Raw genomic sequence first — 26539 nt, 5'->3', positions numbered from 1 at the left:
ATATGGGGAGATTAATAGGTATAGAAACAGATTTAGGGAACAAAAGAACCCTCAATGAAGATACCGTAGGATTTTATGAAGATAGTGAGTTTAGCATATTTGTAATTGCTGATGGCATGGGAGGCCATAATGCTGGTGAGGTGGCAAGTAAAATTGCAGTGGATAGTGTATTAGAATACATTAAAACTCATTGTAACGACTATGACATGGAGCAAGCATTAGAAGGTGCAATAGATGAGGCAAATAAAAACGTTTATAAATATGCAGTATTAAATGAAAATTGCAGTGGTATGGGAACTACTCTTACAGTAGCTTATGTTAAGGGAAATAAGCTTATTGTAGCTAATGTAGGGGATAGTCGTTGTTATGTGGTTTCAAAAGGAGAATTAATAAAAGTTACTAAGGACCACTCCCTAGTACAGGAACTTTTAGATAATGGTACCATTACAGCAGAAGAAGCAGTAAATCATCCAAACAAAAATGTTATTACTAGGGCTGTAGGAACAAAAATTTCTATTAAGGGAGATTATTATCCTTTAGATTTACAAAACATAAGTACAGTAATGTTATGTTCAGATGGATTAACTAATGAAGTAACTGAGGAAGAAATCCTAAGTATTATAAATAATGATATCAGTAATAGCAGCATAAGATTAATAGAGCGTAGTAAAGAAAAAGGCGGGAAAGATAATATTTCTGTTATCATTTTTAAAGGAGAGTGTACACATGATTGGAACCATATTAGGTAGTAGATATCAACTGCTCCAGAAGATAGGCGAAGGTGGAATGGCTGTAGTTTATAAAGCTAAATGCCTTCTATTAAATAGATATGTAGCTGTAAAGATTCTTAAAGAAGAGTATTCTAATAACTTAGAATTTATGAATAAGTTTAGGAAAGAAGCAGCAGCTGCTGCAAGCTTTTCAGCCAATAATATAGTAAATATTTATGATGTAGGTAGTGATAATAATATTAACTATATTGTTATGGAACTTGTTAATGGAAAAACTTTAAAGGAAGTAATTCAAGAAAGAGGAAGACTTAGTGTAGATGATACTTTAAGTATTGGAATTCAGATTGCAAAGGCTTTAGAATGTGCACACAAAAATAATATTATTCATAGAGATATAAAACCTCATAATATTTTAGTAACGGAAGATGGCACAGTAAAGGTAACTGATTTTGGTATAGCAAAGGCTGCTTCTTCAGATACCATAACTCATACCAGTAAAGTGATAGGATCTGCACATTATTTCTCTCCTGAGCAAGCAAAGGGGAAGATAGTAGACTATAGAACGGATATTTATTCTTTAGGTATAGTACTGTATGAGATGATAACAGGAAAGGTTCCTTTTGATGGAGAGAGTGCTGTTTCAGTGGCTTTAAAACACATTCAAGAGCCAGTTATATCTCCAAGACTACTTATTGGAAGTATTCCTGAGAGTTTAAATAACTTAATTTTAAAGGCTACCGAGAAGGAAACTGCTAGACGATATCAAACTGTAACAGATATATTAAATGATTTAAAGAAAATACAAAGCAATCAAGCTTACACAATAATAAACTCAAAACAGGAAAATGAATTTACTAGAGTTATGGACCCTGTTGATGTTAAAGCTACTGTAGATTCTTATGAAGAAGATGAATATGAAGATGATAATGATGATGGAAGAGTTAAAAAAAGAAGTCCTAAGGTGAATAATAAGAATAAAAAATGGATTATTGCTTCAGTAGCTGTAATTCTTGCCATAGTATTAGGTCTATTTGCAGGTAAATTTTTCATTTCCTTAAGCTCAGGTGGTGGAGCTAAGAATGAAATAAAAGTTCCAACAATAACAGGGCAGCCTAAAGAACAGGGGCAAAAGACTGTAGAGGATTTAGGTTTAAAGTTTGTGGTTTTAAGTGAAGAAAAGAGTGATAAACCTAAAGGAACAATACTACAGGTTTTCCCAAATGAAGGCACTGTAGTGAAAAAGGAAAGCGAAGTTAGAGTTAGGATAAGCATTGGACCAGAGGAAGCGGAACTTCCTGACCTTAAGTTATTAGACAAGAGTGTGGCACAAGACTACATTGTAAACTTAGGATTTAAGGTAGGCAAGATAACTGAGGAAAATTCTGAGGAAGTAGCTCAAGGATTAGTAATTAGTACTGATCCAGGTCCTAAGGCAAAGCTTAAAAAGAACGATATAGTAAATTTAGTTATAAGTAAGGGCTCTGCAATTAAATACCAAAAGGTTAAAGATTTATCAAATATGACATTGGATGAAGCTAAGAATGTTCTAGCTGTTTCAAATTTAAAACTAGGAGAAGCTACTGCGGTATTGACAGATGATAAGTCTAAGGACGGGAAAATATTTAATCAAAGTATTGCGCCAAATACAATGGTTAAGGAACAAGAGACTATATCAGTAAATTACTACAAGTACCAAGATCCAGATGCAGGCAAGATTACAGTACCAAATTTTGTGGGTAAATCAGTAAAGGATGCACAGGATATAGCAAAAGAACTGGGATTAAATTTACAAGTTAACGGAGACACTAAAAATGTAATTGAAAAACAAGATAAGGCTCCAAATAGCAAGGTAGAGAAAGGCACTACAATAACATTAACTACAGCTGCTAAAAAAGATGATGATAAGAATGATTAAAAAATGAAGGATTAAGAAAAACAATTGGAGGTAACATGGAAGGCGTAATTGTTAAAGGAATTGGTGGATTATATTACGTAGATGTAGATAAAGAAATATATGAATGCAAAGCTAGAGGTAAGTTCAGACACAGTGGACTTACCCCTATGATTGGCGATTATGTGGTAATAGAAATTGAAAAAGATAAAACAGGAGTTATAAATGAAATTCTACCAAGACACACTGAGCTAATTAGACCTGTAGTGGCCAATGTTACTCAAGCTTTTGTTGTGTTTGCCTTTAAGGAGCCAGATTTAAACTTAGAGCTGTTATATAAGTTTTTGGTGCTTTGCGAATATAACGATTTAAAGGCAGTGGTATGCTTTAATAAAATGGATTTAGCAACAGAAGAGCATAAAGAAATAGGCGAAGTATTAAAAAATGTTGGCTATGATGTTTTGTACTTAGAAGCAAAACATGGTGTTGGTGTTCAAGGATTAAAGGAAAAGATAAAAGACAACATAAGTGTGTTCTGCGGACCATCTGGAGTTGGCAAATCTACTCTTTTAAACAGTTTCATAGGAAGAGAAAAGATGAAAACTGGAGAAATTAGTGAAAAAGCTAAAAGAGGTAAACATACCACAAGACATAGTGAGTTAATCCAAGTGGAAGAGGGTTTTCTAGTGGATACTCCAGGCTTTTCTTCCTTAGAACTAGATTTCATTGGTAAAGAAGATTTACAGTACTGTTTTCCGGAGTTTAAGCTGTATAGTGACCAATGTAAGTTTAATAATTGTTTTCACCATAAGGAACCAGGGTGTGCTGTAAAAGCTGCTTTGGAACTAGGAGAGATAAATAAAATTAGATACAAATTTTATGTAAAAACATTAGAAGAAGCAATAAGTAGGGGGAACTGGAAATGATAAAAATTTCACCATCAATATTATCAGCAAATTTTTCAAAACTTGGAGAAGATATTGTAAGCCTAGAGAAGTATGGTGCAGATATGATTCATATAGATGTTATGGATGGAATGTTTGTGCCTAATATATCTTTTGGAGTGCCTATAATAAAATCAATTAGAGGCTTAACAAAACTTACCTTTGACGTACATTTAATGATTGAAGAACCTTCAAGATATATTAAGGATTTTGTAGATGCAGGAGCAGATATTATAACTGTGCATTATGAGGCTGATAGACATTTAGATAGAACTATAAATTATATTAAGAGCTTTGGAGTAAAGGCAGGAGTTTCATTAAATCCTGCAACATCAGTTAATTCTATTAAACATTTAATTCCTAACTTAGATATGGTTTTAATAATGTCTGTAAATCCTGGATTCGGTGGACAAAAATACATACCATATTGTGGAGATAAAATTAAAGAGGTTAAAGAGTTAGCAGAAAAATATAATAAGAACTTACTTATAGAAGTAGATGGTGGTATTGATAGCACCAATATAGGCACAGTGGTAAACAGTGGTGCAAATGTTATAGTAGCTGGCTCAGCAGTGTTTAAGAATAATAATATTGAAGAAAATATAAAGGCTTTAAAAGAAGGGATTTAGCATGAAGGCGATCATAATAGGTGGAGGAGATGCTCCAAGTGAGGAATTAATACATAGATACTTAGATGAAAATTCTATTATTATTGCGGCTGATGGTGGAGCAAATGTGCTGTACAATTATGGCATTAATCCTGATTATTTATTAGGAGATTTTGATTCTATAGCCCCCCACATATTAGAGAAAATGAAAACTTCCTGTCCAATTATAAATTTTCCGATAGACAAGGATTACACGGATAGTGATCTAGCTTTAGATAAAGCTAAGGAGTTAGGTGCTTCAGAAGTGATTTTTCTTGGGTGTACAGGAAAGAGATTAGATCATTTTCTAGGAAATATTTGTGTGCTATACAGAGCACTAAAAATGGGCATAAAAGCTTATATTATAGATCAGTGTAACGTGATATATCTATCAGATAAGTCTCTTACTTTAGAAGGGATAGAGGGAGACAGTTTTTCACTTCTTAGTTACTTTGAAAATGTTAAGGGACTAACTATAAAAGGGGCAAAATATCCACTAGAAAACTTTGATTTAAGCACAAGTAATAACTTAACCTTATCTAATAAGTTTAAGAATAAGGAAGTAGAGATAGAATTTAGTAGTGGAATACTTATGATAATTAGAGCAAAAGATAAAGTGTAGCCAATGTGCTACACTTTTTTATTTGCGAAAAAAAGTACTTAAGAAAGAATGTTGTGGTATTTTTAAAACTAAATAAATAATCATTAGTGTGCTAAATAAATATAAAAAATAAAATTTATAACAATAATTTATTATTTGTAGCAAATGTGAAAGTTTATCATATATTGGTAATAAAAGTATTCGTGGGGGAATAAAAGATGTCAAGATTTTGTGGGAGGAGAACCAAAAAAAAGATTGGAGCAGCAGCAGTAGCAGTTGGTGCTGGAGTTGTGTTATCTATGCTTATTCCATTTTGGGGATGGATAATGGCTATGGGTGGTGTAATTATTATAGTTGGATGGAAGATAATGGAGGGTAATTAAATTAACTAATTTATTATTTTAACATAAATACAAATGTGTGAGGAGGAATTAAATGACAATAAAAGTTATTAAACTGCCTAAATTCTTATCCAAAATAATAAGGTTATTTATTAGAAAACAACATAGGTAACTAAAACTAGCAGGGAAGTTTCCTTGCTAGTTTTAGTTAAGTTTTATAAAATTTAAGAAAATAAAAAAATGCAACACATTAAAGTTGCATTTTTTTATGCTTAAACTGCACGTTGTACCTTACCAGAACGTAAGCATCTTGTACAAACATGGATAGTTTTAGGTGAACCTTTAACGATCGCTTTAACTCTTTTTAGGTTTGGAGCGAATGTTCTTTTTGATTGACGGTGTGAGTGGCTGAACTGTGCTCCTGCAACTACACCTTTATCACATATATCACATCTTCTTGACATTTAATACACCTCCTTAAAGTCACCAAGAATATTGTTCTAAATCAAACATAAACTATTTTAACATAATTGTTATAATACTTGCAAGTATTAAGTAAAATAATTAATATATATGGATGGGGAACTAATTTGGAGACTTAACTTACCTAGGTAACCTACATTGGTGTTCACAAGGCTCTAAAAGCTGAGTAAAGTAAGCTTTTACTAAGGAAACCCTATATGAATATAATTTTCAGTAAGGAAAGTCCAATCTATTCATACAAAAGGTTTAAAGGTACTAAGTTATATCCCTATATACTCTTAGTTTTAACTTAGGTTCCCTACATATACATATTTTGTTGAATTAATTGGCAATTTAATATAAAATAAGGGTAAGGTCTAATTAAGGAGGAATTTTTATATGAAAGCTAGCATAACCACTGAAATAGGTAATGTACATTATTCTGAAGAAGTTTTAGCTAATATAGCTGGAATATCAACCATGGAATGCTATGGCGTTGTTGGTATGGCTTCAAAAAATGCAAAAGATGGATTATGGGAGTTATTAAAAGCTGAAAACCTTGGAAAAGGTGTTAAGATTATTTCTAAAGGCGAAGTTATAACTATTGAATTATATATAATAGTAGAGTATGGAACAAAAATCTCTGTAATTGCAAATAACATTATACAAAAGGTTAGATACAATGTTGAAAACTTTACAGGCATTAAAGTTTCACAAGTTACAGTAAATGTTCAAGGTGTGAGAGTTTAGGAGGTAACAACATTGAAATACTTAAAAATAAGCGGACATGATTTTTGCAACATGGTAAGAAATGCCTCTAATAAATTAGAAGAGCAAAAAGAGTATGTAAACTCGTTAAATGTTTTCCCAGTACCGGATGGAGATACTGGAACAAATATGTCATTAACTTTTAAAGCTGCAGCAACTGACCTTGAGGGTTTAGATAATAAAACTTTAGGAGAAGTTTCCAAAAGATTAGCTAAAGGTGCTTTAATGGGAGCAAGAGGTAACTCGGGGGTTATTCTTTCTCAAATTTTCAGAGGAATAGCAAAAGGGTTAGAAGGAAAATCAGAAGCTACCATTGAAGATATAAAGGCTAGTATGGTAGAAGGGGCTAATTTTGCTTATAAAGCAGTAATGCGTCCAACAGAGGGTACAATCCTTACTATAATAAAAGCGGCGGGAGAAGCTGCAATGAGTAGCAATAGTGAGGACATAACTTCATTGTTCCAAGATATATGCAATCACAGTAAAATTATGCTAGATAAAACTCCTGAAATGCTTCCACAATTAAAACAAGCAAAGGTTGTAGATGCAGGAGGAATGGGACTTTTAATACTTTTACAAGGGATGTTAGAAGCCTTAGACAAGGATTTGAAAGTTGAATTGTTTGGAGAAGGACATGTGAAAGAAAGTGGCTTCCAACCGCAAGCACTTGAGGCTAACATTAATCCTGCTGATATTAAATTTGGATACTGCACAGAGTTCATAATTTTAAGTGAGGGTGTAAATATTCCTAAATTTAAAGTAGAGTTAGAAAAACGCGGAGATTCAATAGTTTTAGTTGGGTTAGAAGATATCGTAAAAGTTCATATCCACACTAATGATCCAGGTGAAGTTTTATCTATGGCTGTTAAGATGGGAGAATTATCAAAAATAAAAATTGATAATATGAGAGAACAACATAGATCCTTATTGGAAACTGATATGGAACCAGGAAAAGCAGTAGATGAAACAGCAAGTGAAGGCTTTGATGAGCCTAATAAACCTTATGGCTTTGTTACTGTAGCAAGAGGTGAAGGTATAAAGGCTATATTTGAGGATTTAGGGGTTGATCAAGTAATTGAAGGCGGTCAAACTATGAACCCTAGTACTCAGGATATAGTTGATAGCATAAATAAAATTAATGCTGATACGGTATTTGTATTACCAAACAATAAGAATATAATCATGACAGCTAGTCAAGCGGTAGATTTAATCGAGGATAAGAAGGTAGTTGTTATACCAACTAAAACAATTCCTCAAGGAGTTACAGCTATAACCATGTTTAATGGAGAAACAGACACTGAAGAAAATGAAAATTTAATGACTGAAAGTTTATCTAATGTAGTTTCAGGAGAAGTAACTTATGCAGTTAAAGATACTGAAGACAATGGAAGAGCTATTAAAGAAGGCAATATTTTAGGTATTTTAGAAGGTAAAATTAATGAAATAGGCACAGATATCTATGAAGTGTGTAAAAAACTTATAGAAAACATGGTAACTGAAGAGAGCGAACTTATTACAATATTCTATGGTGAAGATTGTGAAGAGGAAAAAGTGGAAGAATTAGTTGCTGATTTAGAAGAAAAATATCCTCATATGGATGTGCAATATTTTGAAGGAAAGCAACCTCTATATTATTTTATTACATCTGTAGAATAAAAGCCTTCGGGCTTTTTTTCTATATTTATGGAATCAATGTCAACGTATATTATTAATTAATATAAATTGATTTGGTGGCAGTGAAAATCTGCTTCCAAAGTTGTTAAATAAAATGAGTTTGTTCATTGTTTAATTTGGAGTGATATTGTGAATATTTATGATGATGTAAGCTATTTAAAAGGAGTAGGTCCTAAAATGGCTGAAAAACTTAACAAATGTGGAATATACACAATATTAGACTTGTTGCTGTATTTTCCAAGAGATTATGAGTTTATATCTATAGCTAACAATGTAGAGGAATTCAATGACAAAGATAAAGTTATAACAGAAGCAACAGTGGAAGGAATACTTAAAGATATTAGAACTAAAACTGGAAAAGTTTTATCTACTGTATTATTTAAAAGTGGAAACACTAAATTCAAGGGGATTTGGTTTAATCAACCCTACGCAAAAAATAGCTTTAGAGTAAATGGCAAATATATTTTAAGTGGAAAAATTGAAAAACATAATAAGGAAATTCATTTAAGTAATCCTAAAATTATGCGAAATATTACTTTGGATGATAATAAAATACTGGCTAAATATTCTTTAAGGGATGATTTGAGCAATAATTTTTTAAATAAGATTATCACTGAGGCATTAGTACAAATCAATATTATTGAAAATTTGCCTTGTAGTATCCTTGACAAATATAAATTCATATCTTTAGATGAAGCTATAAAAAGCATACATAGTCCAATGGATAGCAAAATTTTAAATGAAGCCAAGAGAAGGTTGAAATTTCAGGAACTATTTACTTACTCTTTGAAGATTCTTCTTTTAAAAGAAATTAACAGTAGTGTAAAAGGTATAGGTTTCAAGATTTCAGATGAATTGAAGGAATTAAAAGAAAAACTTCCATTTCAGCTAACGCAGGCTCAAGCAAGAGTAGTAAGAGAAGTGCTTTTAGATCAAAAGAAGCCAGTGCCTATGAACCGATTAGTGCAAGGGGATGTGGGTAGTGGAAAAACTATAATAGCGCTAATAACCATGTTTAACGTAATAAAGAATGGATACCAAGTAGCTATGATGGCACCTACAGAGATTCTTGCCAAACAACATTATGCAGAAGCGGAAAGAATTTATAAGGATTTTGGAATAAAAGTAAAATTACTTACTGGAAGTACTACTGGTAAGAATAAGGAGATAATTAAAGAAGAAATAGCACAGGGTAAGATTGATTTGCTAATTGGTACTCATGCTTTAATAGAAGAAAATGTAGTATTTGAAAATTTAGGAATGATAGTTACTGATGAGCAGCATAGATTTGGAGTAGGTCAAAGAAGTAAGCTTAGCAACAAGGGCGAAAATATAGATGTTCTAGTTATGAGTGCTACACCAATACCAAGAACTTTATATTTATATCTCTATGGTGATTTAGATGTGTCTATAGTGGATACACTACCACCTGGAAGAAAGCCTATAGATACTTATTATGTAAATAAAAATGAAAGTAATAGAGTTTATAATTTTGCCCTTAAGGAAATTGAGGAAGGAAGACAAGTTTATGTTGTTTGTCCTCTAGTAGAAGAAAATGAAGAAATAAAACTAACTTCAGTAACAAATTTATATGATGAATTAAAAGAGAAGTATTTTAAAAATATAAATATAAGCATTCTTCATGGTAAAATGTCAAATAAAGATAAGAATGAAATTATGGATCGATTTAAGAGTGGAGAAATTAAAGTATTAATTTCAACCACAGTAATCGAGGTAGGTGTAAATGTACCAAATGCCACTGTAATGATTATTGAGAATGCAGAAAGGTTTGGGTTATCTCAGCTTCATCAATTAAGGGGAAGAGTTGGAAGAGGAAGCTATAAGTCCTACTGTATACTAGTTGCTGAAATTAAAAGTGAAACTACAAGACGTAGAATGGAAATAATGAAAAGTAGTAATGATGGATTTTACATTGCTGAAGAGGATTTAAGGATAAGAGGCAGTGGTGAGGTCTTTGGAATGAGGCAATCTGGTGAAAGTGGGTTGTTATTAGCAGACCTGTCTACAGATTTTCAATTATTTAAAGTAGCTAATCTTGAAGCTAAAGCTTTATTAGCAAATAAAGAAGAGGAAGAGCAAAAAGTTGTTAAAGAAATAATAAACAGCATAGAGAGAAGCTCAAAATATATTTGTTTTAATTAGGAGAGCATAGGAGGAAACCAAATGAGAATAATAGCGGGAATAGCAAAGGGAAGGAAAATATTATCACCAGAAGGCATGGGAACAAGACCTACTTTAGATAGAATTAAAGAATCTATCTTCAGTATAATTCAAAACAGAATTATGGATGCAGTGGTCCTTGATCAATTTGCAGGTACAGGAAGTTTAGGTTTAGAGGCAGCAAGTAGGGGAGCTAAGGAATGCCACTTAATTGATAAAGGAGACACTACCTTTGGATTCTTAAAACAAAACATAGTTAATTTAAAATTTGAAGATAGATGTAAATGCTATAAAGGAGATTGTTATAGATATCTTGAGGAGTTTGGAAAAGCTGGAAAGGTATTCGATTTAATTTTTATAGATCCTCCTTATGCAAAGGAAATGATACCACCATCTATTGAACTTATAACAAAATATAACTTATTAAATAGACAAGGGCTTATTGTAACTAAGATTGATTCAGGAGAAGAAATATACGAAGGTGATGGAAATATTGTTTTAATAGACAAAAGAAAATATGGAAATACAACAGTGTGTTTCTACGAGTATAAGGAGATATAAAATGACAAGGGCGGTTTATCCAGGAAGTTTTGACCCAGTAACAAATGGACACTTAGATATTATAAAAAGATCATCAAATGTATTTGATGAGGTTGTTGTAGCTGTATTAATTAACCCTAATAAAAAGGGGTGGTTTGATATTGATGAAAGAGTAGAACATATTCAGAGGGTAGTGTCAGAGCTAAAAAATGTTAAAGTGCAAAGTTTTAGTGGATTACTTGTGGATTTTATGAACAAGGAAGACATCGGTGTTATTGTTAAAGGATTAAGATCTATGTCAGACTTTGATTATGAATTTCAAATGGCCCTTATGAATAAGAAACTTGATCACAAAAAAGAAACAGTGTTTATGATGACTAACTCCAAGTATTCTTATTTGAGTTCTACAGCTATTAAGCAAGTAGCTTTGTTTAGAGGATGCTTAGAGGGGCTAGTGCCTAAGGAATTAGAAAGTGAAATAAGACAAAGAGCAAAACAATTTGAGGGGGAGTTATAACATGGAGGTATTAGAGTTATTAGATTTTCTTGAACAAAATATTCAAATGGCATCAAAGAATTTAGTGGGGAAGGTCTCTATAAATAAAAAAGAGGTATTACAAACTATAACAGAGATTAGAAGTTATTTACCAGATGAGTTTACAGAAGCTAAAAACATTGTGGATAAAAGAGAAAGAATATTAAATGAGGCTAAGAGAGAAGCTGAAGAAATTATAGAAAGAGCTAGAAGAAGAGCTCAGGATGAGTACGAGAACTCAGATATATTAACTGCAGCTAAAGCATCAGCCAATGAAATTGTTGAGCTAGCTAAGAAGGAAGCAAAAGAAATTAAAACTGAGGCTACTATGCATGCTAAGGAAATAAAGTATGGTGTGATGAACTATGCGGATGGCACTTTAAGCAATTTACAGAAGGAAATAGATTTAGTAGGAGAACAATCTTTAATAAACATAAAAAAAGAAATGGAAACTATGCTTATAAATATTCATAAGCAAATAGCTAGCACCACTTCTACAGTAAGAGAAAATATTAAAGACTTAGGAAACTCTAATTAAGGATTTTAGTTTATCAACTATTATTGGCATAGTTATTAAGATAATAATTCCTAGTAAGAATGGAGAAAAGGAAGATCCTTTTGGATAACTATCTAAAAATACATCTTGAGCTATATGAACAAACCCCATATTACATATAAATAAAGTTATTAGGGAGGCTACAATTCCCTGAATTATTTTTAAAAGTATATATTTATTTATAGAAATTTTGTGTTTGTATACTAGAGAGTATACCTGGGAAGTGATTGAAAGACCGCTAAAAGCAATTAGAAAACTGCTAATAGTAAGCTTTAAATCATAAGAAATAGCTGAACTAGCAATTAAATTACAACCATTGGTTACTTCCAATATTCCAAGAGTAAAACTTTGGAATATCTCAATAGGTAAATTTGTATATTTTGATACATAGGTTAGAGCAATGTTGAAAGAAGCATTGCTCTTTATTATGTTTATAATTACTGAAAAGATTATGACGAAACTGCCTATGGATATGCAGGTTTTTACTGCATCTTCTAAGGCATTCTTAAGGGCAACGCCTAAATTTATGCTTTGGGTTGATGCTTGCTTAGTAGTGGTTTTGTAGTTTTTCCATTTATATCTTCCAGGTAGCAATAAACCCATGACAATACAAGAAAGTATATTTGAGATTATTAGAATATAGCCTAAGGATGGATGACCCAGCATAGCGGTGCCTACAGAGCCAATAATGAACAAGGGACTTCCGTTGGTCGCAATATTTAGAAGTCTCTCTAAGGTTTTATGATCTATTAGATTCTGTTCATATAATTCGGCTGCATATCTTGCGCCTAAAGGGTAACCACAAAATACACTTACCAATAATACTAAGCTACATTCTTTTGGAAGTCCAAGAGGGCGACATAGAAGTGTTCCTAAGAGTCTAGAATAAATCTCAATGCCACCAAAGGAGATGATTAAGTTTACTATAACTAAAAAAGGGAACAGTGAAGGAAACACTGCATTAAAAAATAGCTTGGCTCCATCTATAGTAAATCCAATACATTGCTTGGGGTTTAACACTATATAAACTACAATTATGGAACAAATAAAGGTGAGCAAAGCATTTTTATCATGATTTTTTAAAAGCAAATATATAAGAGAAAATATGACTATTAAAGTTAGGATTAATATTACCTTCATGGCATGCCTTCTTTCTTACAGTGATAATTTAATAACGTTTTTGAAACTTTAAGTCTGCCGTCTTTTTTTAGTGACAGTTGCTAAGCATAGATTATATTTAAATATATTGTTGCTTCAAGATAGTTATGATAAGTATAAGTTTCAAAATCCAAATTTAGTAGTGTTTTTTAGGGAAGAAGCTTTTAACTTTGGTATAGAAAGGTGAACAGGGAGCTAGACTTTTTGTTGATGAAAATAATTTTGTTCACTGTTCAAAGGTCTTTATAATAGAAATAAATTAATAGGAAAAGCCATTAACCTAATTATATTTCACTTAAGTTAATGGCTTAGATTTTTTATTTTAGAATTAAAGGACTTATTAAGTAATCATCATTATAGTTTACTTTATTGTTGATTAAACTATATGCTTTTGTAGATTGAATATCTAACTTCATGGTATCGTTAATGTCTTTTGGGAGCTTTGTATAGAGAGGAATACTACTATTATTCTTTATAGATTTTAAGATGGACTTCCCCTTGTCATTAAAGCCTAAAACCCTTGCATAAGGACATGGTAAGGTTCTTAAGACCTCTGTATTATAATTATCAAAGCCAACAAAATACTGGCATAGGGCCCTACTAATTCTAGTATAGGTGTATCGCTTGCTTTTAATTAAATCAATGGCAGCCTCGTAGGAGTTCCCTTCTAAAACCCCTTTAGTAATTTTAAAATCTAAACCTTCAGAAACATCAGGAATTCTCAGTAAATTTCCATTATTAGTAAGGACTCGATGTTTTATGTATGGAAACATAGAGTCATAAAAGGAAAATGGATACTTGGAAAGGCTTAAGGTTTTAAATAATTCATAAACCTGCACAGGAAGGTGAGAACTAAGATTTTCAATGGAATCTCCGGATTTTAAAAATTTTCTTATAGAGGTAGCACTAGAGAAAAGAGAATTTAGTTCATCGCTGTTATAGGCTGCACCTTCCCTTTTAAGGGTATATGCTTCTATGTTACTGTTTAATTTCTTTAAGCTTTTTATGTATTCTATACCTAAAATATTATTTGATGAATTTAAAATATTTTCTAGTTTACTATAATCATTAAGGTTCATGTTATTTGCCATTGAATTATTATTTAAATAGGCAGATATACCATGAGTTCTGGCTTTAGGATAAACTAACCCTTCTTTTAACTTAGCCTTTAAAACAGCTTTAAATGCCTCTGGTTCTGTATTTAAAATTTCCGCTATATGACTTAGCAAGGTTACATCTCCGTGTTCACTGCCAAAGCAAATTGAATCTACGACTCCTAGACTGTTAAGTAAGCTAACTGCCCCAAAGGAAAAGAACTCTGCTGAAGATAAACTATATAGTGCTGGAAGCTCAATAACTAAATCTACGCCATTATGAAGGGCGGTTAAAGTTTTATTCCATTTATCTATTACAGAGGGGATACCTCTTTGATTAAAACTTCCACTCATTACTGCAATTAGTACATCACAATTAGTTAATTCTTTTGTTTTATTTATATGATATACATGGCCATTATGTAGGGGATTATATTCTACAACAATTCCTGAAATTTTCATTTTACTCACTCCAATATGAAAAAAGATATATAAGTGAAAAATAGTAAAGCGGAAAAAAATAATACTTATACTCTATTAGTTTATAATATATAATATTGTCAAATTTGTACATATTAATTAATAATATTCCAAGGGTTGAAATAATTTCGCATTTAAGGTTGAAAATTATGTGTAAAAAGGGGTATATTAATAAGGGATATTTATTAATCATGTTTTAATACAATATACAGTTTAAAAAATGGATAAAAGTGTAATAATAATTGCCTAAAATTAAGACAATTATCTTAAAAGGCAATAATTATTTGCCAAATTATACATGAGTGTATTAAAATATCATATTGAGATGAAGGTATTCTGAAAAGTAACTATCCATTATGCTACTTTATTTTTTATTATGCTAGGTTAATAGAATTTATTTATAGTAAAACTATGAATGAATATTGTTTTCTACAGTGTAGGTTTTGTGAAGAAAAGTATCTGTAGTAGCTTTGCTTTGTTATTATAGTTCAGAGGGACCTTGAAATTTCAATATAATATTTAAAAATAAATTATAGTAACTTTATAGAGGAGGAAATACAATGAAGGTATTAGTAATTAACTGTGGAAGTTCATCCCTAAAATATCAGTTAATAAACATGGAAAATGAAGAGTCATTAGCACAAGGATTAGTTGAGAGAATAGGAATTGAAGGTTCAATCTTAACTCAAAAAGTTCCAGGAAAAGACAAATACATAATTCAACAACCAATGAAAGATCATACAGATGCTATAAAATTAGTTTTAGGTGCATTAATTGATGATACTCATGGAGTAATAAAATCAATGGACGAAATTTCTGCAGTAGGACACAGAGTTGTTCACGGTGGAGAGAAATATGCAACTTCAGTTGTAATAAATGATGATGTTATGGCTAGCTTAGAAGAGTGTATTAAACTTGCACCACTTCATAACCCAGCAAACATAATAGGAATAAATGCTTGTAAGAGCTTAATGCCAAATACACCAATGGTAGCTGTATTTGATACTGCTTTCCATCAAACAATGCCTCAAGAAGCATATATGTATGCTCTACCATATGAACTATACACTAAACATGGAATAAGAAAATATGGTTTCCATGGAACATCACATAGATTCGTATCAGCACAATGCGCTGAAATGATGGGCAAAAACATAGAAGATTTAAAAATAATTACTTGTCATTTAGGAAATGGTGCAAGTTTATCTGCAGTTAAAAATGGAAAATCTGTAGAAACAAGCATGGGCTTCACACCGCTTGAAGGTATAGCAATGGGAACAAGATGCGGAAATATCGATCCAGCTATAGTTACTTTCTTAATGAAAGAAGAAAATATGTCAGCTGACGATGTTAACAACTTAATGAATAAACAATCAGGTGTTTTAGGACTTTCAGGAGTAAGCAGTGACTTCAGAGATATTGAAAATGCAGTTAAAGAGGGAAATGAAAGAGCTAAACTTTCATTAGACGTTTATAACTACAAAGTAAGACAAATGATAGGTGCTTATGCAGCAGCTATGGGCGGAGTAGATGCAGTTGTATTTACAGCAGGTCTTGGTGAGAATGCTCCAGAAACAAGAAAAGATATCTGTGCTGGTTTAGAGTTCTTAGGAATAAAAATTGATGCTGAGAAAAACAATGTTAGAGGAAAAGCAGTAGATGTAAGTGCTGCAGATGCTAGCGTTAAGGTATTTGTAATTCCAACAAATGAAGAATTAGTTATAGCTAGAGATACTCAAGAATTAACTACAAAATAAATAATGCAAGAAACTAATGCAAAAGATAATTATTTTGTAAAAGAAGATAATTTTAATTGCAAGCTCTAACAATGCTTCCAATAGCTTTAAGATAAAATTTTAAAGTTAGTTTTAAATAAATGTATATATAAAGAGAATTAGGGAACCAAGGTAGATTCATAGGTGATTAAGGAGTTTAATTTGGTTCCCTATCTATAAATAAACCTTGACTTTTAGGTGTAGACTTTATATAATAGTTTGTGTTTGAAATAGTAGATATTCTTATATTGAAATTAAGGAGGGACGTTGGAGCTTTGCTCAAGCTATGCAATGTTTACGCTATTAAATTAGTAGATTGCATAATATATAACTTTCTAGTTATATGAGAAAAAGCATAGTTTTAATGTTTTTTCAGAGCATTTATTATGAACATAGATGTTTCAGAATTAAAAGGTAAAAGAAATTCCAAAAGAAATATCAACGTTGTAATTGAGAAAGAAAGTTTTTATGACGGTACTGAAACAGTAATGGTTTCAAGCCCGATAAAATTTGATGGAGTTATACGCTTTGTTGGTGATATCTTCCAACTAAAGGGGAAAGTAACTGCAGAATTATTACTTACATGCTCAAGATGTCTTAAAAAATTTCCATATACCATAGAAATGGACATAGAAGAAAAATTATCTACTAGTGCAAGTAATGAAGAGAGTGAAATTATCTCAATTAAAAATGATAAGATAGACATTGATGAAATCGTTGAAAGCAATCTTATTATACAGCTACCTGTTAAGAGATTATGCAGTGAAAGTTGTAAAGGATTATGCCAACAGTGTGGAACGGACTTAAATCATAAGGAATGTTCTTGTGATGACGTAGATGTGGATCCAAGGTTGGCAAAATTAAAAGACTTGTTTTCTAAAGCATAAGGAGGTGTAATTATGGGAAATCCTGCTAGAAGATTTTCAAAAGCTAGAAGAGACTCAAGAAGAGCTCAAACATTCAAACTAGGTTTACCAGGAATAGTTGAATGCCCTCAGTGCCATGAAATGAAACTTGCTCACAGAGTTTGCAAAAACTGTGGTTACTACAAGAATAGAGAAGTTGTTTCAACTGAGAAATAGAAAGAAAGTCATATGACTTTCTTTTATTTTTTTTGTATGAATTTAAGGGATTTTAGGAATTAATTAAGCCTTTGCTTGGTTTTCTATAAAATTATTGCTAGTTTAATATTTTAGTGGAAATTAAGTTGATTTTTAATATATAATATATAATATATTTATACAGGGCTTCAAAACATAAAAGACATTATAGAAATTGGTAAGATATATGAAGGAGATAAATATAAAGAGTGTAGAATAATAAACTTGTTATTTAGTCTCCAAAAATACATTATGTAAGCATGAGAGGATTGGATATGAGAGTTGTAGTAGATGGAATGGGTGGAGATCATTCTCCTCAAGCAGTTGTTGAAGGGTGTGTTTTAGCACAAAGTGAGTATAACGTAGAAATAGCAATTACAGGCCCTAAGGAACTAATTTTGAAAGAACTAGAGAAGTATGATTACAACAAAGATAAGATTACTGTAGTAGATGCTAGAGAAGTTATAAGCCCTAATGAGACCCCTGTAAAGGCTTTAAAAACAAAAAAAGATTCTTCTATGGTTAGAGCTCTTCAAATGGTAAAAGACGGGGAAGCGGATGCTATAATTTCTGCAGGAAGTACAGGGGCATTCTTAGCTGGGTGCACTTTGATTGTAAAGAGGATTAAAGGAATAGATAGGCCAACTCTAGCACCAATAATGCCAGGAAGAAAAGGGGCATTTATGATTGCAGATGCTGGTGCTAATGCTGACTGCAAACCACATTATTTGGTTCAATTTGCTCAAATGGGGAAAGTATATTTTGAAAGTGTTTTGGGCATAAATAATCCAAGTATAGGATTAATAAATATTGGAGCTGAAGAAGAAAAGGGAAATGAACTTACAAAGGAAGCTCATAAGCTTTTAAAGACACAAAACTTAAACTTCGTAGGAAACGTGGAGCCACGTGATATTCCTACAGGAGAAGTAAATGTATTAGTATGTGATGGATTTGTTGGAAATACAGCATTAAAGATGTATGAAGGTGTAGCAGCAACTATACTGGATGAGTTAAAGGATAGAATAATGAGCACCACTAGAACTAAAATAGGGGGCTTATTGTTAAAGCCAGTATTTAAAGCTTTTAAAAAACAATATGATTACAAAGAATATGGTGGAGCTGCATTTTTAGGGGTAAATGGTATTTGTATAAAGGCTCATGGAAGTTCTGATGGAAAAGCCTTTAAGAATGCTATAAGACAGGCGAAAACTTTTCATGACAATAAGGCTTTAGATAAAATGAAGGAAATATTTGAAAATCTAGAGTCAAATAATGAATAAAATATAATAAAATTAGTATATTATATTAAAGTATTAATAAAAAGTAGTTGATAACTTATTAATAAGCTATTATATTTAAAGAGTAATGTAATAAATTAGGAGGATGAGCAACATGTTTGAAAAAATTAGAAAAAGAATAGCAGACCAATTAAGTATAGATGAAGAGGAGATTAAGATGGATTCATCTTTTGCAGATGATCTAGGAGCTGATTCACTAGATATAGTTGAATTGATAATGGCTTTAGAAGAAGAGTTTGATATGGAAATACCAGACGAAGATGCTGAAAAAATATCTACAGTTGGTGATGTAGTAGAATACATAAAAGCACGTGTAGAAGACTAATTATAGGTTCCGTATTTTTGCGGAACCTTATTTTTAAGTTTATTCTTGAAGTTATTAAGCATAGGAAATTTTAGAATATGCTCTATAATCATAAGTACATGAGAAAGTTCTTTACAAAACCTATTACTAATAAAAGTAAATTTTCAGGTTAAACGTTCTAGGAGTTCATAAGAGTATAAGTGAAGTCACATAACTGCCTTTAGAAGGAAATGGGCCTTATTATTCTAGGTAAGGTAAAATTTTGAAAATTTACAGGAATTATTAATTTTAGTAACTTGAAGAATAAACTTCTGGAAGGAAGTTGAGAGGAAATGAACCTTAGAAAAAATACTTTAGAATTACAAAAAAAATTAATGGTTGAATTTAAAGATATAAAAACTTTAGAAACTGCTATTACTCATAGCTCCTATGCAAATGAGAGGAAGTTAAGCTTTAATGAAAGGCTAGAGTTTTTAGGGGACTCAGTATTGCAACTTGTAATATCTGAGTATTTATATTCAAATACAGAAAATGAAACAGAAGGTTATTTAACTAAAATAAGATCTCTAATAGTTTGTGAGAACTCTTTATTTCAGATTGCAAAGGGATGGAATTTAGGGATTTATATAAATATGAGTAAGGGGGAAGAACTTACTGGAGGAAGAACAAGAGTATCTATATTAGCAGATGCTGTAGAAGCTATAATTGCCGCAATATATCTAGATAGAGGCTATGAAGTAGCAAAAACTTTCATACTTAACAATTTTAACAACATTATTGAGAAAGCTTTTAAAAATGAAATTATAATTGATTATAAAACTAAACTTCAAGAAAATCTTCAAAGTCATGGGGAAGTATCCATTGTTTATAACTTAATAAAGTTTGAAGGTCCACCACATAGAAGAGAATTTTTTGTTGAAGTAGTAGTAAATGGTGTTTCAAGTGGAAAAGGGGTAGGTTATAGTAAAAAAGAGGCAGAACAAAATGCTGCAAAGGAATTGTTAATAACTAGAGGTGAAATACATGAATAAAATCCATTATATTATACCAATTTTTGTTCCACATGAAGGATGTCCACATACCTGTGTGTTTTGCAATCAAGATAGCATAACAGGAAGTTGCTTCAAGATAGATGGAGATTTTGTGAGAGGTACTATTGAGGAGTACCTAGAAACTATTAAAAGGGAAAACTCTATAGTTGAGGTATCCTTCTTTGGAGGAACTTTTACTGCTATTAATATAAACAAGCAAAGAGAATTATTGGATGTTGCAATGGAATATAAACAATGTGGTAAAATTGATTATATAAGATTATCTACAAGGCCAGATTATATCGATGAAGCTATATTAGACAACTTAAAACAATATAAAGTTGATATAATAGAGTTAGGGGTTCAGTCCTTAGATGATGAGGTTTTAATAAAATCTGGTAGGGGACACAGCTCCGAAGATGTAACAAGAGCCTCAAAGCTTATAAAGAGTTATGGGTTTACCTTGGGCCATCAAATAATGTTAGGGTTACCTGGAGATACAAAGGAAAAGGATATTGAAACAACTAAAAAGGTTATAAGCTTAGGACCAGATATAAGTAGGATATATCCTTCCTTGGTAATTAAGGATACCCCTATGGAGCAAATGCTTAAAACAGGGATATACAAGCCTTATGACCTAGAAGAAGCTGTTCAGATTTCAAAAGTAGTTTATGGAATGCTTACTGCTAAGGAGATTAACGTAATAAGAATAGGACTTCAACCAACAGAGGAAATAAACTATGGGGGAGACATAATTGAAGGACCCTTTCACCCTGCCTTTAGAGAGTTAGTAGAGGGAAGCATCTATTGTGATATAGTTCGTGAGCACCATAGTTTTTATGGAGTATGTGAAGAGCTATGGATTAATCCTAAGGATATTTCAAAACTTTACGCTAATAAAAAACAGTACTTTAATGAACTTTTAGAAGAATTAGAAGTTAAGAAGTTAAAGGTAACTCAAAGTAATGAAACTAAAAGAGGGGTTTTAGGATTTAAACATAAAGAGGATTTACATCAGGTTAGTGTACAGGAGTACTTAAAAAATAAGTACGGTAAGTTATAGGACTGAAAGCTAAACTTGAGTGAGTTTAAACTAATGTAAGCTCTTTGAGGGGTTAGACCATATTTTAGCATAGAAAAATCCGTTACCTCTATAGGATTTGAAAAAAATGAATTAATAATATAAACTATGTATATTATAGGCTTGAAAAGTGAGGATGTATAAGCTGAGTCTTGACTTTGGTTCTATATATGGAACTAAAATTAAAATTTAACTTATACATGAATCCTACCCTGATTCACTTAAGGGCTTGGCGATATGAATAAGTTAAAATTCCATCATGGAATCCTATAAATAAGGAGAAGGTGAAATTATGAAAGATAAGAAAAGATTAAAAATAGCTAAGATATTAGCTGCTACTGTATGTTTATTTATGGTTTTAGGTATTTTACTACCAGTAATAATTGGAGCTTAGGAGAGATAATAAATGTTCTTAAAATCTATTGAAATAAGAGGATTTAAGTCATTTGCTGATAAGACTGAATTGAATTTTAAACAAGGGGTTACTGCTGTGGTAGGACCTAATGGTAGCGGAAAGAGTAATATTTCCGATGCAGTTAGATGGGTTCTTGGAGAGCAAAGTGTAAAAAGTCTAAGAGGAGATAAGATGGAGGATGTTATCTTTGCGGGAACACAATATAGAAAAGCAGTGGGCCTTGCACAGGTATCTCTTACCTTAGATAATTCTGACTCAGATCTTCAAATAGAGTATTCAGATGTAACTATTTCAAGAAGATTATATCGTTCTGGAGAAAGTGAATACTTAATAAATAACACTACCTGTAGGTTAAAAGATGTACAAGCATTATTTATGGATACAGGTATAGGTAAAGAAGGATATTCAATTATTGGACAAGGTAAAATTGATGCCATATTGAGTGGAAAGCCTGAAGAACGAAGAAAACTTCTAGAAGAGGCCGCTGGAATAGTTAAGTATAAAACTCGTAAGGAAGAAGCAGAAAAGAAGCTTCAAAATACAGAAGATAACCTTGTAAGAATAAATGACATAATTCATACCTATGAAGAAAGAGTTGAACCTTTGGAAAAAGAAAGTGAAAAGGCAAAAACTTTTTTAAAGCTGTCTGAAGAATTAAAAGTAAATGAAATAAATATAATAATAGACTTCATCGAAAAAACTAAAAGCAATATAAGTGATTTAAATATAAAAATAAAAAATGCTACTATTGCCTTAGAAAGTGGTTTAAGGGAAAAAGAAACTCTAAAAAAAGAACTACATAAATGGAATACCGAACTTGAAGAGTTTGATAATAAGGTTTCACAGGATAAACAACTTTATTATGATAATAAGGGAAAGCATCAAAATATATTGTCAGAGATTAATCTTATGAGTGAAAGAATTCAAGGCATAGATAACAATATATTAAGAGTGCAAAATGAGATTGAAGATTTTTCAAATAGAATAGAAAAAGAAAATGAAAAGATAGATGAATTAGAATTACAGCTTTATACCTTGAAAGAGCAACAAAAGAACATTAATAATGAAATTTTTATGAAAGAAGAAGAAATAAATAAGATAAACCAATCTATTTCTACTGAGTCATCAAATTTGAAAGGTCTAGAAGAGAAAAAAGTGAAGTTGTTGGAGGGGAAAAACGCCCAAAGCAATAATATTAATGTTGCTAACAATAATATGGAGGTAGCAAAAGAGACCTTAGAAAATTTAAAAATTAATGTGGAAAGCTACAATAGTTCTATCATAATAAATAATGGAACTAAGACCTCATTAATTGATGAGGTTGAAAGATCTCAAGAAAAGATTTCAGCTTTTGAGGAAGAAGTAAAAGAAAATAAAAAAAATATTGGCAGATTGAAACATAGTTTAACCTTAAGTGAAAAGAAGTTAAAAGAAATAACTATGCAAACTAATAAACATGAAGCAAACTTAAATGCATTAATAAGTCTTGAAAATCAATATGAGGGATATAATAAGTCCGTAAAGAATTTAATGCAACATCTAAGTAATGGAACAGTGAAAAATATAAAAGGGAACTGTTATGTTTTAGGTGAAATCATTAAGGTTAATCAAAAGTTTGAGACTGCAATAGAGATTGCCATAGGTGGAGCAATTTCAAATGTGATTACAGAAGAAGAAGAAAGTGCAAAAGAATTAATTAATTATCTTAAGAGTCGTAACCTTGGTAGAGCTACTTTTCTCCCAATGAATATTGTAAGAGGAAGAGTTCTTCAAGTGGAACAGAGTATAAAGAATAAAGATGGATACATAGGGATTGCTAGTGAACTTATAGAATTTGAAGATAAGTTTAAAGGGGTAATGGATTATGTATTAGGGAAGACCATTATTTGTAATAACATGGATCAGGCACTGCAAATTGCAAAAGCTACAGGCTATAAGCATAAAATTGTAACCTTAGATGGAGAAATAATTAATCCTGGAGGAGCATTGACTGGAGGAAGCATATATTCTAAAACAGCTAGCATCATAGGAAGAAAAAGAGAAATTGAAGTATTAACAGTAAAGGTAAAGGAAAATAATCAGGAAATAGTAGTATTAAGCGAGGAAGTTAGAACTTATAATGAAGGGATAAAAACCCTTGATGAAAGAAACTTAAATCTAAGAGATGAGATACATTTTGAAAGTATCGAGGTTACCAAAATTCAAGGGAAAATTAATTCTATAACTGAAGATACCTTAAAGCTTACTAAAAGTTTAGAAAAGTCCACAGTAGAATTAAATAGCATTATGGAGAAGTTAGTAGCCTTGGAGTTAAGCGTAGATGACTATGGTAAAGAATTAATTGAAATAGAAGATGAATTAATAACCATAGAAAGCAACTACGAGCTGCTAAATAAGGAAGTAAAGCAAGGTTTAGATATTATAGATAGTATAAAAAATAATTTAACTGATCTTAAGATAAAAAGAGCACAAATTGATGAAAGTATAAATAATAAGTTTTTAGAGATTCAAAGACTAAAAACGGATATAGTAGGATATAATCAAAAGATTGAAGAATTAAGAAGTGAAGTTAAAAACTATGATAAAACCAAAGAAATTTATTTTAAAAGTTTAGAAGAGAACAATGAAAAAGTAAAAGTTCTTATGGAGGAATTAGAGTCTTTAGAACTTAAGTTTAAAGATAATGAAATTGAAAGAATAAAGTTTAAGGACCAGATAAACTTAGTTAATTCTCAAATTGAAACTTTGACCTTAGAGTTTGAAAAGATTGAAAAAGAATATCATAGACATCAAGTGTCCTTAGTTAAAATTGAAACTGAAGAACAAGGATTATTAGAAAAATTAAATGAAGAGTATGAACTTACTTATGCAGAGGCTTTAAAGTATAAGGAACATATTGTTAATATATCTATGCTTAAGGAAAAAGTACTAAATTTAAAAAGAGAGATTTCAAGCCTAGGAGTAGTAAATGTAGGGGCTATTGAGGAATTTAAGGAAGTAAAAGAAAAGTTTATATTTATGAGTAATCAAAGAGAAGATTTAGTAAATGCTAAGGAAGAACTTATAAAGGTTATTTGTGAAATGACTGAGAAGATGAAAGTGGTATTTAGAGATAACTTTGAAAAACTTAGAGTTAACTTTGAACAAACCTTCAGAGAACTATTTAAAGGCGGGAGAGCAGATTTAATCCTTCAGGATGGAGACGAATTGACCTCGAAGATTGAAATAAACGTGGAACCTCCAGGGAAAAAACTACAAAACATTAACTTAATGTCTGGAGGAGAAAAGGTATTGTCCGCTATAGCCTTGTTATTTGCTATACTTAAAATGAAACCAACTCCATTTTGTATACTAGACGAAATTGAAGCTGCTCTTGATGATGCCAATGTAATAAGATATGCTGAGTTTTTAAGAAAGTTTTCTAAGAATATACAGTTTATTGTTATAACCCATAGAAAGGGAACTATGGAAGCTAGTGATATGCTTTATGGGGTTACTATGGAGGAGAAGGGTGTATCCAAGGTGGTTTCTGTAAATTTAACAAGATAAGAAGTTTTATTATTTTACTATAAAGGAGTGAAGTGTATGTTTGGAGGTTTTTTTGAAAAACTTAAAGCAGGACTTTCAAAAACTAGAGACAGTATTAATGATGCAGTAACTCAGGTTCTAAAGCTAGCAGTAAATATTGATGAAGACTTATATGAGGAGCTGGAAGAGATTTTAATCACTAGCGACATAGGGGTGGAAACTTCTGTAGAAATTATTGAAAGACTTAGAGCAAAGGTTAAGGCTGAAAGAATAAAGGATCCTGCTGAAATTCTTCCTGCTATGAAAGAGGTAATAGTTGAAATTCTAGGGGACTATGAAAACTCTATAATTCCAGAAAAAATTCCTGAAGTTAAGCTAATAATCGGAGTAAATGGTGTAGGAAAAACTACTTCAATTGGAAAGATTGCAGCACGAATAAAAAATAATAACTATAAGGTATTACTTGCGGCAGCAGACACTTTTAGGGCTGCTGCTATAGACCAGCTAGAGGTATGGAGTAACAGAGCTGGGGTAGATCTAGTAAAACATCAAGAAGGGTCTGATCCAGCAGCGGTGGTATACGATGCTGTTCAAGCTGCAAAAGCTAGAAAAGTAGATGTTTTAATATGTGATACAGCAGGAAGACTTCATAATAAAAAGAATCTTATGGATGAACTAGGCAAAATAAATAGGATTATTGATAGAGAATTTCAAGATGCTAAAAAAGAAACATTATTAGTCTTAGACGCTACCACAGGCCAAAACGCAGTTATTCAAGCTAAGCAGTTTATGGAAGTTTGCCCTATAGATGGCATAATTTTAACTAAATTAGATGGAACTGCAAAGGGAGGAGTGGTTATCTCTATAAAAAATACTTTAAATATACCAGTGAAATTTATTGGTGTAGGAGAAGGAATTGATGATTTACAAGAATTTAGAGCAAGAGAATTTGTAGAAGCTTTATTTTAATTAAAAATATATGTGGGTGTTAAGTAAAAGTACTTGACACCATATATTCAATCTGATAATATATCATTTGTGAGTTAGGTGATAATATGGAAAAAAGATTAGAGATATCATTGCTATTAGATTTTTATGGGCCGTTGCTTACTGAAAAGCAAAGAGACATTATGGATTTATATTTTAATAATGACTTATCGCTTTCAGAAATAGCAGAAATTACAAAAGCTAGCAGACAGGCAATTCATGATTTAATAAAAAGATGTGATAATCTTTTAATGGAATATGAAGAAAAACTTCACTTAATGGAAAGAGCCATAACTATAGAAAACTCCAAAGATAGGATTATTCACAGATTGAAAGATTTAGAAAAAATGTTGAGTAAAGAAGAAAATAAAGAAATAATCAACGATGTTGTAAAAGATATCGTGGAGAATATATAGG

25 protein-coding genes are annotated in these 26539 nt (G+C 31.4%); 22 read left to right on the top strand and 3 right to left on the bottom strand.

Annotated features, from left to right (window positions below):
* Nucleotides 1-2 precede the first annotated feature (2 nt).
* From B3040_RS11545 to B3040_RS11520, 6 genes are all read left to right on the top strand, one after another.
* Complete coding sequence (locus B3040_RS11545) at nucleotides 3-749, top strand: Stp1/IreP family PP2C-type Ser/Thr phosphatase (protein WP_291573417.1); 747 nt, start codon at nucleotides 3-5, stop codon at nucleotides 747-749.
* On the top strand, nucleotides 727-2646 hold the full coding sequence (pknB, locus tag B3040_RS11540) for a Stk1 family PASTA domain-containing Ser/Thr kinase (RefSeq protein ID WP_291573415.1): 1920 nt from the start codon (nucleotides 727-729) through the stop codon (nucleotides 2644-2646). Before B3040_RS11545 ends, pknB begins: the two co-directional genes overlap by 23 nt.
* 35 nt (nucleotides 2647-2681) lie before the next feature.
* Nucleotides 2682-3548, top strand: a complete 867-nt coding sequence (gene rsgA / locus B3040_RS11535; protein WP_291573413.1) for a ribosome small subunit-dependent GTPase A — start codon at nucleotides 2682-2684, stop codon at nucleotides 3546-3548.
* A complete protein-coding gene (gene rpe, locus B3040_RS11530; RefSeq protein WP_291573411.1) occupies nucleotides 3545-4195 on the top strand; it encodes a ribulose-phosphate 3-epimerase in 651 nt (216 codons plus the stop codon). Before rsgA ends, rpe begins: the two co-directional genes overlap by 4 nt.
* Before the next feature lies 1 nt (nucleotide 4196).
* A complete protein-coding gene (locus B3040_RS11525) occupies nucleotides 4197-4835 on the top strand; it encodes a thiamine diphosphokinase (RefSeq protein ID WP_291573409.1) in 639 nt (212 codons plus the stop codon).
* Between the two features lie 197 nt (nucleotides 4836-5032).
* A complete protein-coding gene (locus B3040_RS11520) occupies nucleotides 5033-5197 on the top strand; it encodes a hypothetical protein (RefSeq protein ID WP_291573407.1) in 165 nt (54 codons plus the stop codon).
* A gap of 230 nt (nucleotides 5198-5427) precedes the next feature.
* Here B3040_RS11520 and rpmB read toward each other — a convergent pair whose 3' ends face one another.
* Complete coding sequence (gene rpmB, locus B3040_RS11515; RefSeq protein ID WP_017414544.1) at nucleotides 5428-5619, bottom strand: 50S ribosomal protein L28; 192 nt, start codon at nucleotides 5617-5619, stop codon at nucleotides 5428-5430.
* Between the two features lie 397 nt (nucleotides 5620-6016).
* Here rpmB and B3040_RS11510 point away from each other — a divergent pair, with 397 nt between their 5' ends.
* The 6 genes from B3040_RS11510 (at nucleotide 6017) to B3040_RS11485 (ending at nucleotide 11853) form a co-directional block, all read left to right on the top strand.
* Entirely contained in the window at nucleotides 6017-6367 is a 351-nt protein-coding gene (locus B3040_RS11510) for an Asp23/Gls24 family envelope stress response protein (protein WP_017414543.1), read from the top strand.
* A 12-nt stretch (nucleotides 6368-6379) separates the two neighbouring features.
* The gene (locus B3040_RS11505; RefSeq protein ID WP_291573402.1) at nucleotides 6380-8041 is read left to right on the top strand and encodes a DAK2 domain-containing protein; all 1662 of its coding nucleotides are present in this window, start codon (nucleotides 6380-6382) and stop codon (nucleotides 8039-8041) included.
* A 147-nt stretch (nucleotides 8042-8188) separates the two neighbouring features.
* On the top strand, nucleotides 8189-10222 hold the full coding sequence (gene recG / locus B3040_RS11500) for an ATP-dependent DNA helicase RecG (RefSeq protein ID WP_291573400.1): 2034 nt from the start codon (nucleotides 8189-8191) through the stop codon (nucleotides 10220-10222).
* 21 nt (nucleotides 10223-10243) lie between these two features.
* On the top strand, nucleotides 10244-10801 hold the full coding sequence (gene rsmD / locus B3040_RS11495; protein ID WP_291573398.1) for a 16S rRNA (guanine(966)-N(2))-methyltransferase RsmD: 558 nt from the start codon (nucleotides 10244-10246) through the stop codon (nucleotides 10799-10801).
* Nucleotide 10802: 1 nt separating this feature from the next.
* Nucleotides 10803-11297 (top strand): pantetheine-phosphate adenylyltransferase, encoded by a 495-nt coding sequence (gene coaD / locus B3040_RS11490; protein WP_291573395.1) that lies wholly within the window; start codon nucleotides 10803-10805, stop codon nucleotides 11295-11297.
* 1 nt (nucleotide 11298) lies between these two features.
* Entirely contained in the window at nucleotides 11299-11853 is a 555-nt protein-coding gene (locus B3040_RS11485; RefSeq protein WP_291573393.1) for a hypothetical protein, read from the top strand.
* Here the strand turns inward: B3040_RS11485 and ylbJ are convergent.
* Together ylbJ and B3040_RS11475 are read right to left on the bottom strand one after the other, a co-directional pair.
* The gene (gene ylbJ / locus B3040_RS11480; protein ID WP_291573392.1) at nucleotides 11836-13011 is read right to left on the bottom strand and encodes a sporulation integral membrane protein YlbJ; all 1176 of its coding nucleotides are present in this window, start codon (nucleotides 13009-13011) and stop codon (nucleotides 11836-11838) included. The genes B3040_RS11485 and ylbJ overlap by 18 nt on opposite strands.
* A gap of 335 nt (nucleotides 13012-13346) precedes the next feature.
* A complete protein-coding gene (locus B3040_RS11475; protein WP_291573390.1) occupies nucleotides 13347-14585 on the bottom strand; it encodes a nucleotidyltransferase in 1239 nt (412 codons plus the stop codon).
* Between the two features lie 578 nt (nucleotides 14586-15163).
* On the opposite strand from B3040_RS11475, the gene B3040_RS11470 reads away from it, so the two are divergent.
* The 10 genes from B3040_RS11470 to B3040_RS11425 all read left to right on the top strand — a co-directional run bounded on the left by B3040_RS11470 (nucleotide 15164) and on the right by B3040_RS11425 (nucleotide 26538).
* Nucleotides 15164-16360, top strand: a complete 1197-nt coding sequence (locus B3040_RS11470; protein WP_291573388.1) for an acetate/propionate family kinase — start codon at nucleotides 15164-15166, stop codon at nucleotides 16358-16360.
* A 404-nt stretch (nucleotides 16361-16764) separates the two neighbouring features.
* Entirely contained in the window at nucleotides 16765-17265 is a 501-nt protein-coding gene (locus B3040_RS11465) for a YceD family protein (protein WP_291573386.1), read from the top strand.
* A gap of 12 nt (nucleotides 17266-17277) precedes the next feature.
* Nucleotides 17278-17460, top strand: coding sequence for a 50S ribosomal protein L32 (gene rpmF / locus B3040_RS11460; protein ID WP_017414533.1), 183 nt, complete (start codon nucleotides 17278-17280; stop codon nucleotides 17458-17460).
* 293 nt (nucleotides 17461-17753) lie between these two features.
* The gene (plsX, locus tag B3040_RS11455; protein WP_291573383.1) at nucleotides 17754-18758 is read left to right on the top strand and encodes a phosphate acyltransferase PlsX; all 1005 of its coding nucleotides are present in this window, start codon (nucleotides 17754-17756) and stop codon (nucleotides 18756-18758) included.
* 112 nt (nucleotides 18759-18870) lie between these two features.
* A complete protein-coding gene (acpP, locus tag B3040_RS11450) occupies nucleotides 18871-19101 on the top strand; it encodes an acyl carrier protein (protein WP_017414531.1) in 231 nt (76 codons plus the stop codon).
* Nucleotides 19102-19412: 311 nt separating this feature from the next.
* A complete protein-coding gene (rnc, locus tag B3040_RS11445; protein ID WP_291573381.1) occupies nucleotides 19413-20111 on the top strand; it encodes a ribonuclease III in 699 nt (232 codons plus the stop codon).
* A complete protein-coding gene (locus B3040_RS11440) occupies nucleotides 20104-21174 on the top strand; it encodes an elongator complex protein 3 (protein WP_291573379.1) in 1071 nt (356 codons plus the stop codon). Before rnc ends, B3040_RS11440 begins: the two co-directional genes overlap by 8 nt.
* Before the next feature lie 424 nt (nucleotides 21175-21598).
* Nucleotides 21599-25156 (top strand): chromosome segregation protein SMC, encoded by a 3558-nt coding sequence (gene smc / locus B3040_RS11435; protein ID WP_291573376.1) that lies wholly within the window; start codon nucleotides 21599-21601, stop codon nucleotides 25154-25156.
* Between the two features lie 36 nt (nucleotides 25157-25192).
* Complete coding sequence (gene ftsY / locus B3040_RS11430) at nucleotides 25193-26104, top strand: signal recognition particle-docking protein FtsY (RefSeq protein ID WP_291573374.1); 912 nt, start codon at nucleotides 25193-25195, stop codon at nucleotides 26102-26104.
* 86 nt (nucleotides 26105-26190) lie between these two features.
* Complete coding sequence (locus B3040_RS11425; RefSeq protein WP_017414525.1) at nucleotides 26191-26538, top strand: putative DNA-binding protein; 348 nt, start codon at nucleotides 26191-26193, stop codon at nucleotides 26536-26538.
* Nucleotide 26539: the final 1 nt, after the last annotated feature.

Origin of the sequence: Clostridium sp. UBA4548, assembly GCF_002387895.1 — a bacterium.
Taxonomy (GTDB): Bacteria; Bacillota; Clostridia; order Clostridiales; family Clostridiaceae; genus Clostridium_J.
Note: the sequence above shows the minus strand (reverse complement) of the source record. Positions and strands in the feature narration are given on the sequence as shown.

Excerpts from the sequence above, each read along its gene's own strand:
- B3040_RS11520 (WP_291573407.1), top strand. The coding sequence starts at position 5,033 with ATGTCAAGATTTTGTGGGAGGAGAACCAAAAAAAAGATTGGAGCAGCA.
- B3040_RS11465 (WP_291573386.1), top strand. The coding sequence starts at position 16,765 with ATGAACATAGATGTTTCAGAATTAAAAGGTAAAAGAAATTCCAAAAGA.
- B3040_RS11525 (WP_291573409.1), top strand. The coding sequence starts at position 4,197 with ATGAAGGCGATCATAATAGGTGGAGGAGATGCTCCAAGTGAGGAATTA.
- coaD (WP_291573395.1), top strand. The coding sequence starts at position 10,803 with ATGACAAGGGCGGTTTATCCAGGAAGTTTTGACCCAGTAACAAATGGA.
- B3040_RS11440 (WP_291573379.1), top strand. The coding sequence starts at position 20,104 with ATGAATAAAATCCATTATATTATACCAATTTTTGTTCCACATGAAGGA.
- B3040_RS11425 (WP_017414525.1), top strand. The coding sequence starts at position 26,191 with ATGGAAAAAAGATTAGAGATATCATTGCTATTAGATTTTTATGGGCCG.
- B3040_RS11545 (WP_291573417.1), top strand. The coding sequence starts at position 3 with ATGGGGAGATTAATAGGTATAGAAACAGATTTAGGGAACAAAAGAACC.
- rpmF (WP_017414533.1), top strand. The coding sequence starts at position 17,278 with ATGGGAAATCCTGCTAGAAGATTTTCAAAAGCTAGAAGAGACTCAAGA.
- rnc (WP_291573381.1), top strand. The coding sequence starts at position 19,413 with ATGAACCTTAGAAAAAATACTTTAGAATTACAAAAAAAATTAATGGTT.
- plsX (WP_291573383.1), top strand. The coding sequence starts at position 17,754 with ATGAGAGTTGTAGTAGATGGAATGGGTGGAGATCATTCTCCTCAAGCA.
- ftsY (WP_291573374.1), top strand. The coding sequence starts at position 25,193 with ATGTTTGGAGGTTTTTTTGAAAAACTTAAAGCAGGACTTTCAAAAACT.
- B3040_RS11470 (WP_291573388.1), top strand. The coding sequence starts at position 15,164 with ATGAAGGTATTAGTAATTAACTGTGGAAGTTCATCCCTAAAATATCAG.
- B3040_RS11485 (WP_291573393.1), top strand. The coding sequence starts at position 11,299 with ATGGAGGTATTAGAGTTATTAGATTTTCTTGAACAAAATATTCAAATG.
- smc (WP_291573376.1), top strand. The coding sequence starts at position 21,599 with ATGTTCTTAAAATCTATTGAAATAAGAGGATTTAAGTCATTTGCTGAT.
- rpmB (WP_017414544.1), bottom strand. The coding sequence starts at position 5,619 with ATGTCAAGAAGATGTGATATATGTGATAAAGGTGTAGTTGCAGGAGCA.
- B3040_RS11510 (WP_017414543.1), top strand. The coding sequence starts at position 6,017 with ATGAAAGCTAGCATAACCACTGAAATAGGTAATGTACATTATTCTGAA.
- rsmD (WP_291573398.1), top strand. The coding sequence starts at position 10,244 with ATGAGAATAATAGCGGGAATAGCAAAGGGAAGGAAAATATTATCACCA.
- rpe (WP_291573411.1), top strand. The coding sequence starts at position 3,545 with ATGATAAAAATTTCACCATCAATATTATCAGCAAATTTTTCAAAACTT.
- ylbJ (WP_291573392.1), bottom strand. The coding sequence starts at position 13,011 with ATGAAGGTAATATTAATCCTAACTTTAATAGTCATATTTTCTCTTATA.
- rsgA (WP_291573413.1), top strand. The coding sequence starts at position 2,682 with ATGGAAGGCGTAATTGTTAAAGGAATTGGTGGATTATATTACGTAGAT.
- pknB (WP_291573415.1), top strand. The coding sequence starts at position 727 with ATGATTGGAACCATATTAGGTAGTAGATATCAACTGCTCCAGAAGATA.
- acpP (WP_017414531.1), top strand. The coding sequence starts at position 18,871 with ATGTTTGAAAAAATTAGAAAAAGAATAGCAGACCAATTAAGTATAGAT.
- B3040_RS11475 (WP_291573390.1), bottom strand. The coding sequence starts at position 14,585 with ATGAAAATTTCAGGAATTGTTGTAGAATATAATCCCCTACATAATGGC.